A 15,434-nucleotide genomic window follows, 5' to 3' on the forward strand; every position below is an offset into this window, starting at 1 on the left:
CCTCACTCCTCCCGCAGCGCGAGCGCGGGGTTGGCGCGCGCCATCTTCCACGCCGGGTACAGCCCGGCCAGTGCCGACGCCACCAGCGCCAGCAGCACCGCCTGCACCAACGTCACCGGCGTCACCGCGAGCTGTAGCGTCCACCCGAAGGAGCGCTGGTTGATGACATGCACCAGCACGTACGCCAGCGCCACGCCGAGCGGCACGGAGAACAGCCCCGCGAGCAGCCCCAGGAGGCCCGTCTGCAGGGACACCAGGCCCCAGAGTTGTCCCGGCGTCAGCCCGGTGGCGCGCAGCACCGCCAGCTCCCGGGCCCGCTCCAGTTGCAGCGACATCAGCGCGCTCAGCACGCCCACGAAGGCCACGCCGATGGCCAGCAGCCGGAGCACCTGCGTAATCGTGAAGGTGCGGTCGAACACCTCCATGGAAGCCTGTCGCAGCGAGCGGTTGGCGCGCACCAGCAGCGCCTGCGTGTCCCCGGCCCGCTCGCGCACCGAGGCCACCAGTGCATCCACGTCCTGTCCTGGCGCGGCGTACAGCGCGACGCCGCTCACGCCCCGGTCGTCGTACCAGCGCTCGTACGTGGTGCGCGGCATCAGCATCGTCCCCACGTCCGAGCCGTAGTCGAAGTACACGCCCACCACGGTGAAGTCGTGCGGCCCTTTATCGGTGGCCAGTTGCACCGTGCTGCCCACGTCCACGTGGCGGTGGAAGCTGAAGGGCTCGGAGACGAGGATGGCGTCCGGTGTCGCCTCCAGCTCGCGCCACACCGAGGCCGCGTCTCCCTGCTTGAAGCGATAGGGCCGGGTCTGCGTCCGCGAGAAGTCGATGGCCACCAGGTCCGTGGGCACGCCGTCCGCGCGCGTCGTCGTCACGCGAATGGTGCTGCTCGCGGCGACGCCCGGCGTGGAGCGCAGACGCTCGTCCAGCCCCGGCACCAGCGTGGCGGTTCCACGCCGTGCCACCAGCGACGGTGGGGAGATGAACACGTCCGCCTGCAGCGACGTGTCCAGCCACGACACCACCGTGCCACGGAAGCTGGACACCATGAGGCCCACGCCCACCGTGGTGGCCACCGCCACCATCAGCGCCGCCAGCGCCACCGCCGTGCGACTGAGGCTGGTGCGCACGCTGCGCGCCGCCATGCGTCCCATCAACCCGAAGGCCAGGCCCAGCGGCGCCGCGGCGGCCACCGACAGCCGCTCCGTCACCCACGGCACCAGCAGCGCCGCGCCCAGCAGCACGGAGAAGAGGCCCCCATACGCCGGCAGCAGCGCCTGCGTGGGCCACGCCAGCAGCGCCGTGCCCGCGGCCAAAACCCCCAGGCCCAGCAGTGCCAGCCTGGGCGCGCGGCCGCGCGACACGTCCTCCACCGTGGAGCGCCGCATCGTCGTCACCGGCGGGGAGCGCGCCGCCTCCCACGCGGGCACCAGCGCCGCCAGCACCGTGGCGCCCAGGCCCAGCAGCAGGCCCTTGGCCAGCGTGAAGGGCTCCAGCGCCAGCCCGCGCACGCTCACCACGAAGTACAGGTCATTGAACGTCTGCGTGACGAGCCCCACCAGCCCGCGCGCCAGCAGCACGCCGAGCAGCAGGCCCGCCACCGTGCCCACGGCGCCGAGCACCGCCGCCTCGCCCAGCACCAGCGCGAAGAGCTCGCTCCGGGTGATGCCAATCGCGCGCAGCCGTCCCAGCAGCCCGCGCCGCTGCACCACGGAGAAGGTCATCGTGTTGTAGATGAGGAACATCCCCACCACGAGCGCCAGAAGCGACAGCGCGGTGAGGTTGGTGCGGAAGGCCCGCGTCATCTGCTCCACCGTGCCCGCCCGCGCGGAGGCGCGCACCAACTCCGTGCCCGTGGGGAGCGTCGCCTCCAGCCGCTTCGCCTCCGCGTCGTCCCGCATCCGCAGGTCCACGCGCGTCAGCCGCCCCACCTTCCCGAGCACTTCCTGCGCGGTGGACACGTCCGTGAGCACCAGCGCCTCCAGCGCCCGCGCGGTGTCCGGGTCCGACGGCTCCAGCAGCGCCGACACGCGCAGCCGCTTGTCCTGGCCTTCCACGCGTACCGGCAATTCGCCGCCGGCGGGGACGCCCAGCGCCCGCGCGGCCCGGGCGCTCAGCAGCACCGTGCCCGGCTCGGTGAGCAGCACGCCCACGTCGCCCACGGCCTCGCCCTTCGCGTACTCGCGGAAGGGGCTTTCCGCGAACGGGTCCACGCCCAACACGGTGAGCGTGCGCTTGTCGCCCACCGCCGCCTGCACGTGGCCCTCCACCACCGGCGCGGACACTGGCGCGTCGCGGCGCAGGCGCAGGTCCCGGTACACGCGCTCGTCCACGCCCTGGGAGCCGGCGCCCACGAGCTGGTGCGTGGCCCGGCCGGCCACCGCGTCCGTGGAGCGCTCGAAGGCGCGCAGTGCGCTGTCGCTCGCCAGGTCGATGGACACCACCACCGCCACGCCCAACGCAATCCCCAGGAGCGACAGTGCCGTCAGCCACGGGTGGCCGCCCAGGTGGCGCAGGCTGGAGCGGACCAGCAGCCCCTTCATCGCGCATCCCTCCGCGTGTGCTCGCGCTCCACCAGCCGTCCGCCCTCCATCTGCAGCACGCGGTCCGCGCGAGCCACCAGCCCCGGCTCATGCGTCACCATGAGCGCGCACGCGTGGCCCTGCCGCGTGAGTCCCTCCAGCAAATCCAGCACCTGCCGCGCCGTCGTCTCGTCGAGGTTGCCGGTGGGCTCGTCCGCGAGCAGCAGCGGTGGCGAGTGCGCCAGCGCGCGCGCCACCGCCACGCGTTGTTGCTCGCCGCCGGACAGCCGGTCCGGGAAGCTGCTCGCGCGCGCCGCCAGCCCCACCCGCTCCAGCAGTGCCCGCGCCTTCGCGCTGGACTCCGCGGCGCCGTGCCCGTTCAGCTCCAGGGGCAGCCGCACGTTCTCCTCCACCGTCAGCGTGGGCAGCAGATTGAAGGCCTGGAAGATGAAGCCGATGCGCTCGCGCCGCAGCAGCGTGCGCTCACGCTCGCTCAGCCGGCCCAGGTCCCTGCCGTCCACGCGCACCTCGCCCTGGCTGGGCACATCAATGCCGCTGATGAGGTTGAGCAGCGTGGATTTGCCCGAGCCGCTGCGGCCCAGCAGCACCACGAACTCGCCCCGGTGCAGGGAGAGGCGGACGCCGGAGAGCACCTCTCGCACGGTGTCGCCTTCGGCATAGGCCTTCGTTACATCGCGCAGCTCGACGAGGGGCGGAGTGTCGGACGCAGGCATGGACGCGTCTCAAATACACGCATGCTCGCCGTGCCGCCGTGTTTTGTGTCCGCCCGTGCCGTGGAGCTCAGGCGCCCGCGTGCCGGGTGTCCCATGACTCCGAGTAGCGCCACTGCTCCAGGAAGCCCGCGACTTCGGACGCCAGCAGCGGACCCGCCGTGTCCCGGGGGATGATGTGGAAGCCGTCGCGCAGGGAGAGGAAGCGCACCGCCGGGCTCGCGGTGAGCCTGCGGGCGAGCCACCGCCCGCCCTCCGGGTCCACCACGTGGTCCTGCTCCGCCACCGCCACCAGCGTGGGACAGCGCACGTGCGCCACGTCCCGCACCGCCAGGTTCTGCAGGGTGCAGAGGTCTCTCAGCCGCGCCACCGGGAAGGCCGGGAGGACGGGCGCCTGGGCCAGCGCCTCCGGGTCCGACAGGTCCGTGCCCGTCTTCTCCACCCAGGGGTGCGCCCACTCCAGCACCGGGGTGCGAGCGAGCTGCTTGATGAGGAACATGCGCGGCCCCCGGAAGCGCACCGCCGGGGCCACCAGCGCCAGGGCCTTCACCGTTTCCGGGTGCCGGGCCGCCAGCCCCAGCGCCAGCAGCGCGCCCATGGAGAGGCCCGCGACGAAGATGTTCCGGTGGCCGTGCAGCGCGAGCAGCGCGCTGTCCGCCGCGGCCTGCCAGTCGCGCCAGTTGACGTGCAGCAGCGCCTGGGGCGTGGTGCCGTGCCCCGGCAGCCGGGGGGCCACCACGCGCATTCCGCGCGCGGCCAGGGCCTCTCCCAGCGGGCGCACGTCCCACGGGCTGCCGGTGAAGCCGTGCAGCAGCAGGCACACGTCCTCGCCCCGGCCCAGGTCGAAGGGCGCTGTCTTCCGCGGGTCCATGGGCTCGGGAGTTGGCTCTGGCATCGCGCTCACCCCGTGACGCTGGCCACGAGCAGGCGCAGGCGCTATGCCCTCTGCCTCATGGCGGACACTCCGAAGCCCCCGGACATGCAGTTGCAGATACAGATAGACGAGGACGTGGCCAATGGTCAGTACGTGAACATGGCCCTTGTGAACCACTCGGACACCGAGTTCACCCTGGACTTCATCTACGTCCAGCCCCAGGTCGCCAAGGCCCGGGTCCGCTCCCGCATCATCACCAACCCCAAGCACATGAAGCGCCTGCTGGCGGCCATGCAGGACAACATCGCCCGCTACGAGGCGAAGTACGGCGCCATCGTCCTGCGCGACGACGACAGCGGCATGCACTGACGCCCGCGGGCGCCCTACGAGTGCTGAGCGGTCGGCTGCTGGGGCGCGGGCGAGCCTTCCGGCGGCTGCTGCGAGGGCAGCGGCGGGGCTTCGGGCACGTCCTGCGGGGGCAGCTCATGCACCCCTTCCTGTGCCTCCGTCTGCTCGGAAGGGTGCTGGCGCTCGGCGAGGTATGCGTCGACGCGCTGCTCCAGGTAGGTGGCCATCTGCGGGGACACCCGGGCCAGCAGGGCCCACTCGATGTCGCCGGCGCGGTAGAGGTGGGGCTTCGTCGGAGACATGGGCTCGCCCATCACGTACGAGCCAGCCTGTCCCGAGGTGCCGCCGGCGTTGCTCTTGCTGCCGCCCCCCTCGGACCCGGCCTCCGCGCCCTCCCGCGTGCCGGCGAAGCTGCCCGGGTGCGAGGGCGCCAGGCCGTTGGTGGTGTAGGTCATGCGGTACGCGCGCACCATGGTGCGGCCGTCCTCCAGGCGGACCGCCTGCACCAGCACGCGCGACCAGTTCGCTCCCACCTCGATGTTGCCTGCAATCTTCCACGAGGTGTGCACGTAGAGCGGGTCCGAGCTGGGGAGCGTCCGATACCCCTGCTCGGTGAGCAGCTCCCGCATCTGCGTCAGCAGGGCCTCCGGAGGGAGCTTGTAGACGGCGTGGCTGCCAGTCCCCTCCAGCAACTCCTTGCGAGGGTCTCGGGTCGTGGCGCAGCCCGAGGCTCCCAGCGCGAGCCCGACGGCCACCAGCAGTGCGAGACGCCGCGTCATGACACGACCACCTTGTTCCCCCGGCCCGGGTTGGAAAGGCATCCGGCGGCCCGGGGAGTCATGAAGGCCGGATGGCCTCGGGTAGAACGCTCGGCCGACACAAACATATCGTACAAGCCGCGCCCGGCTCCTCAGTCACAGCGATGGCAGAGGGTGCGTCGTCCCCCCGCCATCCATGGGGCGGCATATTCCCTACACACCCGGTCGGGTCGCTCCTGGAGCTGCCGGACGCGGGCCTCCAGACGGGGGACGCCGTCCGCGCCGAGGCGCCGGTAGGCCTCCAGGTCCGTCTCGGCGGCTTCCCAGAAGACGCAGGTGTCCGGCCCCTCCCGCACCGCGCCGTTCTCGAACACGGGCCAGTGCCCGTTCCGGGCCTGCCAGTCGTCCGGCACCCAGCCCAGTTCCACGTTGGCGAAGTTCACCTGGGGCCAGGACGGGCTCAGCAATCCGCCGAAGCGCTTGCCGGTGTCGCGCAGCACCTCGCGGACGATGGCGGTGGCACCCCGGTCCTCCAGGGGCTCCAGGAACTGGAAGGGCGGCTGGCCCCGCACGCGCTCCTCGTAGCTCGCGTCGTACACCCGGAAGGCCCGGCCCCACCCGCGCGTCACCTCCACCAGCATGACGGCGACCAGCACGGCGAGCGCCACGCTCCAGGCCCTCGCGCGAGGGGCCCGGGCCGGGAGCAGCAGGGCCCCGACGCGGCTGCTGGTGACGAGCATGAGCGCGCTCAGCAGCAACAGCACGGCGTGGAGCCCGTACTTGAGGAAGTAGTAGTCGATGGGCAGCCGCGCCGACAGGTACGCCCCCTGGATGGCCGCATTGACGCCGGCGAAGAGCAGGGCGAAGTCGAGCAGCCGCCGCTCCACGGCCTCTTCCCCGCGCGGGGGCAGGAAGCGCACGACGAGCAGCCCCACCACCGTCCAGCACTGCACCCGCAGCGCGCGCTCGTACCCGTGGGGGATGAAGCCGCCGCTGATGTGCGCCAGGGGCAGCAGCCGCCAGTACGCGTACGCGGCCGCGCCCAGGAACGCGAGCCCCACGGGCCAGACTCCCAGGCGGAGCTTCGACGGAAGCCCGCGTCCCTCCAGCAGCAGGAGCACGCCGCAGGTGAAGAGGAAGTCCCCGAGGTTCAGCCCGTACGTGTACCGGTAGAACACGGTGAACAGCACGAGCGCGGCGCACCGCGCCCACGCCGCCCGGGGCAGCCCGTACGCGAGCCACGCCAGCACCAGCGGCACCAGCCCGAAGAGGTGCGCGTAGAAGCCCTCGGCCTGGTGGTAGTGCAACAGCCGCAGGAGCAGCAGGGGCCAGGCGACGGCGGTGGCCGCCAGCAGCGCCACCTGCGCCGCCACCGCCGCGCGGGCGGTGCCCCACCGCCGCACGGTGACGACCTCCAGGCCCGAGACGAGCGCCAGCGCCAGCACGGCGGGCACGAGGTAGAAGCCGGCGCGGAAGCTGGTGAAGGCATCCAGCCCGAAGAGCTGCTCCAGCCCATACGTCACCGTATGGAAGACGGTGAAGCCCTGGTAGGTGCCGGGCGCGTGCGTGACGAAGTCGGCCCGCAGCGCGGCGTGGTTGCCGGCGTCGCCGCCTCCGGTGCTGACCAGCCCTCCCATGACGGGGATGCCCAGCAGGCGCCACGTCAGCCCCAGCATGGCCGCGAGGCAGAGTCCCTGGACCCCGGCGAGCAGCGCGTGGTCGGGCCACGGGCGCAGGGCCGACAGCACCGTCCACGTGAGGAAGGCGGCCAGCAGGACACCGGCGGCGGCGCCCACCCACAGGGGCAGTCCCAGGGTCGCCCGGAGCACGCTCGCCAGGACGAAGGGCAGGAGCCACGAGAGCAGCAGGAAGCCGAGCGCGCCGAGCCCGCGAGGGCGCGCCGCGAGGGATGGAGAGGGCTGTGGGTCGTGGGTGTCCGGCACGGGGCGGGGCCCTCCTACCCCATGTCCCAGGGCCGGCCAAGCCAAGGGGAGTCGGGGAGACTCCCGGCCGCTGCCCCCTGGCCACGGGGCCCGGGCCGGCGCAGACTCGGGGCACCGTGCTCCGAATCCTCGTGCCGCTTTTCGTGCTGCTGTGCGCCTCTTCCGCGTCCGCCCAATGCCTGGGAGACGGCGTGCAGCTCTTCCCCACGCCGGGCGCCATCGTCCCCACCAACACGCGCTTCCTCCTGGAGGGCGTGGGCACCGCGCGCCCGCAGGTGACGGCGCTGGTGGGCAAGAAGCTGCGGTTGGTGGCCGACAAACACGTGGTGGAGGTGAAGGCGCAGCGCGGCTGGGAGAGCAGCCTCGGCCGGGCCACTGTCATCCTCAAGGTGAGCGGGAAGCTGGAGCCGGACACGCGCTACACGCTGCGCGTGGACGAGGTGATTCCCAACGTCATGGTGCTCAACGGCCCCAGCACGGTGCTGCCCGAGTGGCGCACGGGCAAGGGCCCCGACAACTTCGCCCCGAAGTGGCTGAAGCGGCCCGCCGTCTCCGAGGGCATCCTCCGCCGCACGCCGCAGGGCACCGCCCGCTTCGTCCGGCTCAACCTGTCGCTGCGCGAGGACAGCCCCGCCTACCTCGTGGTGAAGCTGGAGCCCCGGCGTCCGGGCCCCGGCGTCCAGCAGTACGTGGTGCCGGTGCACAACAACACCGCCTTCATCGGTCACGAGGCGTGCAGCGGCACCTTCGCCATGGAGGACGGGCGCAGCTACCGCGCCCGCATCGAGGCCTTCGACTCCGCGGGCCAGATGGCCCCACCCGTACCGCCCGTGGACTTCGAGGCTCCCGCGGATTGAGGCGGGAAGGGGGAGGTGACTCCTTCCACCGGACGGGTGCGAAGATGCGGCGCTCCCTCTTCACACCCCGAGGCCCCTTGTTCATGTCGCAGCGTCCCTTCCGCTTCCTCGCCGCCCTGTCCACCGCGTTCCTGCTCGCCGCCTGCGGCGGGGATGACGACGACGGGGACTCCGGCGGGCTCACCCGCACCACGCTGAAGGCCGCGGCCGACCAGTACTGGGGCGCGCCGCGCTTCTCGCCGGACAGCTCCCGCATCGCCTTCGTGCGCGCGCTCGAGCAGGGCGACACGTACGAGGTGGCGGTGATGAAGGCGGATGGCACCGACGTCCGCATGCTGGCCAACGACGGCACCTACCTGACGGGCATCGCATGGAGCCCGGACGGCACCCGTCTCTACTACTCCGGCGACGAGGGCATCTTCAGCATCCCCGCCGCGGGCGGCACGGCGGTGCGGGAGTACGACGCCTTCGCCGCCTCGGCGCTGGACGTGTCGCCGGACGGCAAGAAGCTCGTCTATGGCGTCAATGGCAGCGGGCTGTCCATCCTCGACCTGACGACGCACACGGTGCAGCCGCTGAAGGACGACGGCTCGGCGCCAGCCTTCTCGCCGGACGGCAAGCGGCTGGCGTACGTCGACAGCCCGGAGTTCGACGTGCATGAGATTCGCGTCCTCACGCTCGCCACGGGGGAGAGCTCCCTGGTGACGGCCGACGCCAGCTACCTGTCCACGGCGGACTGGCTGCCCGACGGCCGGCTCGCCGCCCTCGCCGGGGACGGCATCTCCCTCTTCGACCTGTCGGGCGCGACGCCGAAGGGCACGCTGGTGCGCGACCAGTTCGCGGCGAAGGAGCTGGATGTCTCCCCGGACGGCAAGAAGATGGTGTACGCCATCAACGGGCAGGCCGACCTCTACGTGCTGACGGGCTTCTGAGCGGCGAGCCTTCCGGAGGGTGCATGACGACGGTGGACGTGGAGAGCCTCAAGCAGCGGATGGCCGCCTTCACGCTGACGCTGCAGGACGAAATCTGCGGCGCGCTGGAGCGGCTGGACGGCACGGCGCGCTTTCGCGAGGACCCGTGGACCCGTCCCGGCGGCGGCGGCGGGCGCAGCCGCGTGCTGGAGGACGGCGCCGTGCTGGAGAAGGCCGGCGTCAACACGTCCATCGTGTACGGCGAACTGGAGGAGCAGTTCGCCCAGAAGCTCCAGGGAGAGGGCCGCACCTTCTGGGCGGGCGGCATCTCCCTGGTGCTGCACCCGCGCAACCCGCACGTGCCCACCGTGCACGCCAACTACCGCTTCATCCACCAGGGCGGGAAGGCGTGGTTCGGCGGCGGCGCGGACCTGACGCCGTATTACCTCTATGAAGAGGACGCGGCGCACTTCCACCGCACGCACCAGGCCGCGTGTGACAGGCACGACGCGGCGTACTACCCGCGCTTCAAGGCCGCGTGTGACAAGTACTTCCACCTGCGCCACCGCGAGGAGTCGCGCGGCGTGGGCGGCATCTTCTTCGAGAACATGGGCGGTGAATTGGAGAAGGAGTTCGCCTTCGTGCAGGACTGCGGCCGGGCCTTCCTCGCCGCGTACCTGCCCATCGCCGAGCGGCGCAAGGACACGCCCGTCACCGAGGCCCAGCGCTTCTGGCAGGAGGTGCGGCGCGGGCGCTACGTGGAGTTCAACCTCGTCTATGACCGGGGCACCGTCTTCGGCCTGGAGACGCGCGGACGCACGGAGTCCATCCTCATGTCGCTGCCGCCGCAGGTGCGCTGGCGCTATGACCACCATCCCGAGCCCGGCTCCTGGGAGGCGCGGCTGGTGGAGGTGCTCCGCCACCCGCGCGACTGGGCGGGGGGCTGAGGACGCATGCGCTCGCGCAAGAAGCTGATGGCCATTGTCGCCGGGCTGGTGGTGCTGGGCCTCGCCGTCTGGGGCTGGCTCTACTACCGGGGCCTGCGCGCGCTGGGCGAGGGCCTGGCCCATGACGGCCGGGGTGGCGGTCTCTTCAAGGCCGACCCGCCCACCGACACGGAGGCGCGCGTCAACGTGCTCGCGCTGTGTGACGCGGTGCAGAGCTACCGTGACGAGCACGGCACGTACGTCGTCGCGGGCCCCACGCCGAAGGAGGTGCCGCGCGGCGGCACGCCGGTGCCCTTCCCCAAGGAGGAGGCCTTCCAGCACCTCGGCTTCGAGCCGGGCGAGGAGGTGCGCTTCCAGTATGAGGTGGTGGTGCAGGAGAGCCCGGTGGGCGAGCCCGAGGTGTCCTGCCTCGCGCGCGGCGACTTCGATGGGGACGGGCAGAATTCCGTCTACCGCGTTCGTCTGGATCCGAACGGAATGACGACGCCCATCGAAGTCGAGCACGAGGGCGAGTAGCCCGCTTCCGCAACCCCGGAGGCGCTCCGCCCGAGAATCCGGGCACCCTCTCGAAATGTCCGGAAACGGCACGGCGCTTCCGCGTGCGTTAGGCTCGGAAGCACCAGGGACGGACACCGAACCCTTCCTGGAGCTTCCTCTCCCCACGGCTGGTGAGGCATTCCCCATGTCCTCCTTCCGAATCCCCTCCGCCCTCGCGCGCCTCCTTCCGACGTCCGTGGGCGGCGGTGGCGCCTCCCCGCGCACCCCCCCGCCGAAAGAGGCCGGGCCCCTCCCGCGCCAGGGCGACATCTTCCGCAACCCGCCGCCCCCGCCCGCGGGCCGTCCCCCGCTGGCCGGCGACGAGCGCCCCCCGGTGAAGTCCGTGGAGGAACTGGTGCCGCCCGGCCTGGAGGAGACGGCCGGCCAGGAGGAATTGGGCCACCGCTTCGGCTCGGATGCCGCGCTGCTCGCCGCGCACCTCAAGCCCGCGCAGGTGTCCGGCTCCGAGCGCGCCACGCGCCTGTGGGCCTTCTTCGCCGCCTACGCCGAGACGGCCGCGGCAAAGCCGCCCCAGGAGGAGGCGAAGGCCGCCTTCAAGGAGTCGCTCGAGAGCCAGGGCTTCGCCGAGCTGCGCGACGCGCACACCCAGGAGAATGGCGTGGACCGGGGGCTGTGGGTGCTCAATGCCCGCTCTCCGGACGAGGCCCGCGAGCGCGCCGCCAGCGTCCGCCTGGAGCCCCCTCCGGACGTCCGTCACTCGGAGGTGGCTTCCCGGCAGGACAGCCCGGCGACCGACCAGGCGAGCGCCCTCCCGTCCGGCGCCCGCACCTCCGAGGCCCTGAGGGGCATGCACGTCCCCATCGCCCTGGAGGCGCGCGAGGCGAACGTGGACGCGGAGGACCCCGAGGACGTCCGCAAGCGGAAGACGAACCGCCGGCTGGGGAAGAAGATGCTGTGGAACGTGCTCCACCGCTTCCGCTCGGACCCGGAGGACGGCGCCGTGGCCGACGCGAACTGGGACCGGGCGACCTTTGGAGCCATGCTCGCCCTGGCCGCCATCGCCCTCATGGTCGCCGCGCTCGTGAGCCTCTAGGGCCGCCCACCGGCGAACCCCCCGCTCGCGCGAATCACTATGGCGGACGCCGGCTTGTGGTACGTTGCCGCACCCATTGGCTACCGACGACCTTACACTCGTCAAGCGCGTCCGGAGCGGCGACCAACGCGCATTCAAGCTCCTCGTCGAGCGTTACCAGCGCAAGGTGTACGCCGTTGCCCTGGGCATGCTGAAGGACAAGGAAGAAGCGATGGACGTCTCCCAGGAGGCGTTCGTCAAGGTCTACAAGTACCTGGACCACTTCAAGGGCGACTCGTCCTTCTACACCTGGCTCTACCGCATCACCGTCAACATCTGCATCGACGTGATTCGCAAGCGCGGCGGAGGCGGTGAGCACGTCGAGTTCGACGAGACGCAGGACATGGACCTGTCCGAGGCCCGCATCGGCGCGCTCGGCAGCCGCCTGGGCACCAACCCCCAGAAGAGCGCCCTGCGCCGCGAGCTGGCGGAGAAAATCCAGGAGGCCCTGGCCACCGTGCCGGAGAAGCACCGCGCCATCCTCCTGCTCCGGGAGATCGAGGGAATGTCCTACGAGGACCTGGCCCGGACGTTGGATATCCCCAAGGGCACGGTGATGAGCCGCCTGTTCCATGCCCGGGCCAAGGTTCAGAAAATCCTGAGTGAATACCTGGAGTTGGACGAGGCGAAGAGCGGAGTGGGGAACGAGTGAGCGGGCCTCGAATATCTGAGGGAGCCCTGCGTCCCAATTTTCGCACTCCCCACCAGGAAGCAGGGTGAAGGTCATGGCCGGAAATCCCGCGTGTGAGCGTTTCGTCCCAATGCTCTCCCCGTACGTCGACGGGGAGTTGACGCCCGCCGAGCGCATCAACGTGGAGCGTCACCTGGGCGCGTGTCGCGACTGCACCGGGCGCACGGCGGACCTGCGGGCCGAGTCGGGACTGCTCCGGGTGGGCCTGGACATGGCCGTGGACGACGTCGACTTCAAGGACTTCGCCCAGAAGGTCATGGCGCGGGTGACGCCGGAGAAGCCGCCCCTCATCGAGCGGATGAAGCTGGCGCTGTCGGAGATGTTCCTCTACCAGCGCACGGCGATGATTTCGTCGCTCGCCACCGCCGCCGTGCTGGTGCTGGTGGCGCTGCCGCTGCTCATGAGTGACAGGGCCCCGGTGGGCTACGCGGCCGAGCGCATGACGGTGAAGTCCATCCAGCCCTACCAGAACGCGAACGCCCGGGTCGCCCCGGTGGTGATGGAGACGGACAACGGCGGTACCATCATCTGGCTGGTGGATGAGGAGTCGGGTGACACCTCGTCTTCCGGCAAGGACGACGAGGAGCTGGAGGAGGAGATTGGCGGCGGCATGTCTCCGGACGGTGACGGGCTCAAGCGGCCCGCGCGCCCGGGGACGGACGCCCCACGGCCGTCGGGAGGTCCCCTGTGAGAATGCACGCTGTGTCGAGTCGCCTGGTGCTGGCCCTGCTGGGAGTCGGGTTGCTGCTGCCCGTGGCGGCCCGCGCCCAGGACGAGAAGGTCCAGGTCCAGGCGGAGGTGGTGCTCGCCTCGAAGAAGGGCTCCGAGGTGGAGCCCCCCGAGCTGGCGAAGATGAAGGAGCAGTTCCAGAAGCAGAACCTGAACTTCACGTCCTTCAAGCGCCTGTCGCTGCAGGTGCTCGAGGTGTCGGCGAAGCAGCCCACCGAGCTGAAGCTGCCCAACGGCACCAACGCGACGCTGCAGCTCTTGGGCATGAAGGACGGCACCGCCACGGTGCGCATGTCCATCCCCCGCAAGGCCACGCTGGACGTGGAGCTGGGGCGGCAGGGCACCGTCTACCAGATGGCCGGCAAGTACGTGGGCGGCGAGCTCATCCTCGTCCTGTCCCCGCCGGCGAAGTAGTCGTCTTCCCCGCGCCGCGTCCCTTCATTTGAAGATGACGCGGCGCCCGTGCGAGGGGAGCCCTTCAGGCGGCGCGGTGGACGGAGACGTCCAGCACCCGGGGGCTCGGCGTCTCGTCCTCGTCCGTCAGGTCCACGTCGAGGTCCTCGGCGTCGTCCTCCGCCTCCAGCGTCACCGGAGGAGGCAGCGGGACCTGGCGCGCGGCCACCGGCTCCTCGGCGCGCTCGCGCTCCAGGTGGATGCGCAGCCCGTCGAACATCAAATCGAACGCGCCGTAGATGCGCTCCACCATGGCCAGCGCGTCGGCGCGGATGGCGGGCGCCAGCTCCATGGACTCCAGCTCCGCCGCCAGCTCCTCCTCGAACATGGCGTGCTGCGCCTCCGCCTTCATGTGGTGGTCGGAGAAGTACTTCAGCCGGTCGTCCGCGCCCTGCACCGCGGAGATGGTGGCGGTGCGGCCGAAGAAGACGTGGCTGGTGGACTCCAGCGCCCACAGCAGGACGATGCGCAGCCGGTCATCCACCTGGCGGTACACCTCGCTGATGATGGCGTAGGCCGCGTCACGCGTCTTCACGTGCGCCTTGCCGTACATGGTGCCGATGCTGAGCGAGCCGCCGGTGAGCGCGGCGATGTCCTCCTCGAACCACTGGTCATGGCCGCTCTCCTCCGCGTGGTGCCGCGTGGCGAGCGCCTTGAGGTGCGCGTCCTGGATGAAGTGCGCGTTGAGCCGCAGCACGTCCTGGAACGTCATCACCCAGAAGGTCAGGCGAGGGGCGAATGCCATCACCTGCTCAATGGGGCGGTCCATCTTCAAGTCGGAGAAGAACGGGTGTGAGGCGAACCGCGCCTCGCAGACGGCGATGTGTTGGAGCACGGCCTTCATGGTGATTCCTCACGGTGTTGGGTCCCCGCCCCGGCCAGGCGGAGATGTCGGGAGCACTCACCCGCCGCGGGGAGCACGGCGGGCGTCAAGGCGTGCGGCTTGCGCTACCAGTTGACGGTGTACGTGCAGGAACCGTCTCCCCTGCGCCGGCAGCTCTTGGGGTCATGTTCAATACGCACCCAGAGCGAATCCTTGGGGCGGAACCTGTCACCGATGGCTTCGATGAGGCCCAGGTCCAAATCACATGGATAGGGATTGTCACACACCATGCGCGCGTTGCGCTTGTCGACGGGCTCGAAGCGGTAGCCGCCGATGGCGCCCTTGCCGCGGTGGTTCATCCGGTACGCCACGTCGACGGCGCGCAGCCCCTTCTCCAGCGTGTCGATGTCGGGAGGGAAGTGCGCGCTGTCCGGAATCTTCCGGCCAATCGTTCTCACGGTGCTCGGTCCAATCTTCTCGAAGACGAGCTGGAAGGACTTCAGCAGTGCCGGCATCGGGTACCAGGCGTCCGCCTTCAGCGGGCTGATGCCGTTCTCCGCCAGGATTTTCAGCGCACGAGATTGTGCGAGCTCCATTCCATTAACGATGGCCAGGATGGACTGCCCGATGACTTCCACGCCCTGGTAGGCCATGGGCTGGAGCGTTGTTGCGGTGACGGGGGGGGTCTTCAAATCCATACGGTGTACGCCCTCGCATTGAGTGCGAGACATTGAACCGGCTTTTTCCAATATTTTCAAATTGCCTGAGTTGTCTGTAATTTTCCGGCAGAGAGACTAAGGGGAATCCCGCAGGTGTGGATTTGACTCGCGCGCGCTGTGCAGTCGCGCTCGTGCGAGTCACGCTGGAGGTATGGGCGGGCGGGCAGGTGAAGCATGTCTGGGTATGTCGGTGAGCTGCGCTTCGGTGTGTGTCGAATGCAGTGACGGTCGCTCGCGTGCAGTGGTGCTGTGCTGGCGGGAGGGATGTCGGTGGCGCGCGCAGATGTCACCGGGTTGCGTGTGGCGGTGTCGGTGGTGCGCGCGGTTCACGCGGCGGCTCGGGTGGCCCGTGCGGCCGGTGTTGGACGTCCGTGTGGTGCGCGCGGCGGCGCAGGGGGTCCGTGCAGCCGGTGTCGGAAGTCCGTGCACGTGGGTGCCGGAACTCCAGGCACCCGGTGACGGGTGGCCATCATGGGGTGCGGCCATGCACGAAGTGCC

Annotated in this window: 16 protein-coding genes; 9 read left to right on the top strand and 7 right to left on the bottom strand. The window is 70.7% G+C overall.

Going from position 1 to position 15,434, the window contains the following annotated elements; all coding sequences use genetic code 11:
• Window positions 1-2 precede the first annotated feature (2 nt).
• The 3 genes from OV427_RS26625 to OV427_RS26635 form a co-directional block, all read right to left on the bottom strand.
• Entirely contained in the window at window positions 3-2,543 is a 2,541-nt protein-coding gene (locus tag OV427_RS26625) for an FtsX-like permease family protein (RefSeq protein WP_267858983.1), read from the bottom strand.
• Window positions 2,540-3,256, bottom strand: coding sequence for an ABC transporter ATP-binding protein (locus OV427_RS26630; RefSeq protein WP_267858984.1), 717 nt, complete (start codon window positions 3,254-3,256; stop codon window positions 2,540-2,542). The genes OV427_RS26625 and OV427_RS26630 overlap by 4 nt, the downstream gene beginning before the upstream one ends.
• A gap of 67 nt (window positions 3,257-3,323) precedes the next feature.
• The gene (locus OV427_RS26635) at window positions 3,324-4,124 is read right to left on the bottom strand and encodes an alpha/beta hydrolase (RefSeq protein WP_267863481.1); all 801 of its coding nucleotides are present in this window, start codon (window positions 4,122-4,124) and stop codon (window positions 3,324-3,326) included.
• 81 nt (window positions 4,125-4,205) lie between these two features.
• Between OV427_RS26635 and OV427_RS26640 the strand changes: the two genes are divergently transcribed.
• On the top strand, window positions 4,206-4,496 hold the full coding sequence (locus OV427_RS26640; protein WP_267858985.1) for a DUF3467 domain-containing protein: 291 nt from the start codon (window positions 4,206-4,208) through the stop codon (window positions 4,494-4,496).
• 14 nt (window positions 4,497-4,510) lie between these two features.
• Here the strand turns inward: OV427_RS26640 and OV427_RS26645 are convergent, their stop codons facing one another.
• Window positions 4,511-5,254 carry a hypothetical protein gene (locus tag OV427_RS26645; RefSeq protein ID WP_267858986.1) on the bottom strand — a complete coding sequence of 248 codons (744 nt, stop codon included), beginning with the start codon at window positions 5,252-5,254 and terminating at the stop codon, window positions 4,511-4,513.
• A gap of 131 nt (window positions 5,255-5,385) precedes the next feature.
• A complete protein-coding gene (locus tag OV427_RS26650) occupies window positions 5,386-7,176 on the bottom strand; it encodes a hypothetical protein (RefSeq protein WP_267858987.1) in 1,791 nt (596 codons plus the stop codon).
• Between the two features lie 116 nt (window positions 7,177-7,292).
• Here OV427_RS26650 and OV427_RS26655 point away from each other — a divergent pair, with 116 nt between their 5' ends.
• The 8 genes from OV427_RS26655 to OV427_RS26690 all read left to right on the top strand — a co-directional run bounded on the left by OV427_RS26655 (window position 7,293) and on the right by OV427_RS26690 (window position 13,355).
• Window positions 7,293-8,033: a hypothetical protein gene (locus tag OV427_RS26655; protein WP_267858988.1), complete on the top strand. Its 741-nt coding sequence runs from the start codon at window positions 7,293-7,295 to the stop codon at window positions 8,031-8,033.
• Between the two features lie 83 nt (window positions 8,034-8,116).
• Window positions 8,117-8,965, top strand: coding sequence for a TolB family protein (locus OV427_RS26660; RefSeq protein WP_267858989.1), 849 nt, complete (start codon window positions 8,117-8,119; stop codon window positions 8,963-8,965).
• A 23-nt stretch (window positions 8,966-8,988) separates the two neighbouring features.
• Window positions 8,989-9,891 (top strand): oxygen-dependent coproporphyrinogen oxidase, encoded by a 903-nt coding sequence (hemF, locus tag OV427_RS26665; protein ID WP_267858990.1) that lies wholly within the window; start codon window positions 8,989-8,991, stop codon window positions 9,889-9,891.
• A gap of 6 nt (window positions 9,892-9,897) precedes the next feature.
• Entirely contained in the window at window positions 9,898-10,407 is a 510-nt protein-coding gene (locus tag OV427_RS26670) for a hypothetical protein (RefSeq protein WP_267858991.1), read from the top strand.
• 166 nt (window positions 10,408-10,573) lie between these two features.
• Window positions 10,574-11,482, top strand: a complete 909-nt coding sequence (locus tag OV427_RS26675; protein WP_267858992.1) for an Immediate early protein ICP0 — start codon at window positions 10,574-10,576, stop codon at window positions 11,480-11,482.
• A gap of 76 nt (window positions 11,483-11,558) precedes the next feature.
• Window positions 11,559-12,173, top strand: a complete 615-nt coding sequence (locus OV427_RS26680; RefSeq protein WP_163994350.1) for an RNA polymerase sigma factor — start codon at window positions 11,559-11,561, stop codon at window positions 12,171-12,173.
• Window positions 12,174-12,246: 73 nt separating this feature from the next.
• On the top strand, window positions 12,247-12,903 hold the full coding sequence (locus tag OV427_RS26685; RefSeq protein ID WP_163994353.1) for an anti-sigma factor family protein: 657 nt from the start codon (window positions 12,247-12,249) through the stop codon (window positions 12,901-12,903).
• Complete coding sequence (locus OV427_RS26690) at window positions 12,900-13,355, top strand: hypothetical protein (protein ID WP_420718281.1); 456 nt, start codon at window positions 12,900-12,902, stop codon at window positions 13,353-13,355. The genes OV427_RS26685 and OV427_RS26690 overlap by 4 nt, the downstream gene beginning before the upstream one ends.
• Window positions 13,356-13,419: 64 nt before the next feature.
• On the opposite strand, the gene OV427_RS26695 is transcribed toward OV427_RS26690, so the two are convergent.
• Window positions 13,420-14,238 (bottom strand): hypothetical protein, encoded by an 819-nt coding sequence (locus OV427_RS26695; RefSeq protein ID WP_267858994.1) that lies wholly within the window; start codon window positions 14,236-14,238, stop codon window positions 13,420-13,422.
• Between the two features lie 104 nt (window positions 14,239-14,342).
• Window positions 14,343-14,915: a hypothetical protein gene (locus OV427_RS26700; RefSeq protein WP_267858995.1), complete on the bottom strand. Its 573-nt coding sequence runs from the start codon at window positions 14,913-14,915 to the stop codon at window positions 14,343-14,345.
• Window positions 14,916-15,434: the final 519 nt, after the last annotated feature.

The sequence above is a fragment of the Pyxidicoccus sp. MSG2 genome (assembly GCF_026626705.1).
Taxonomy (GTDB): domain Bacteria; phylum Myxococcota; class Myxococcia; order Myxococcales; family Myxococcaceae; genus Myxococcus.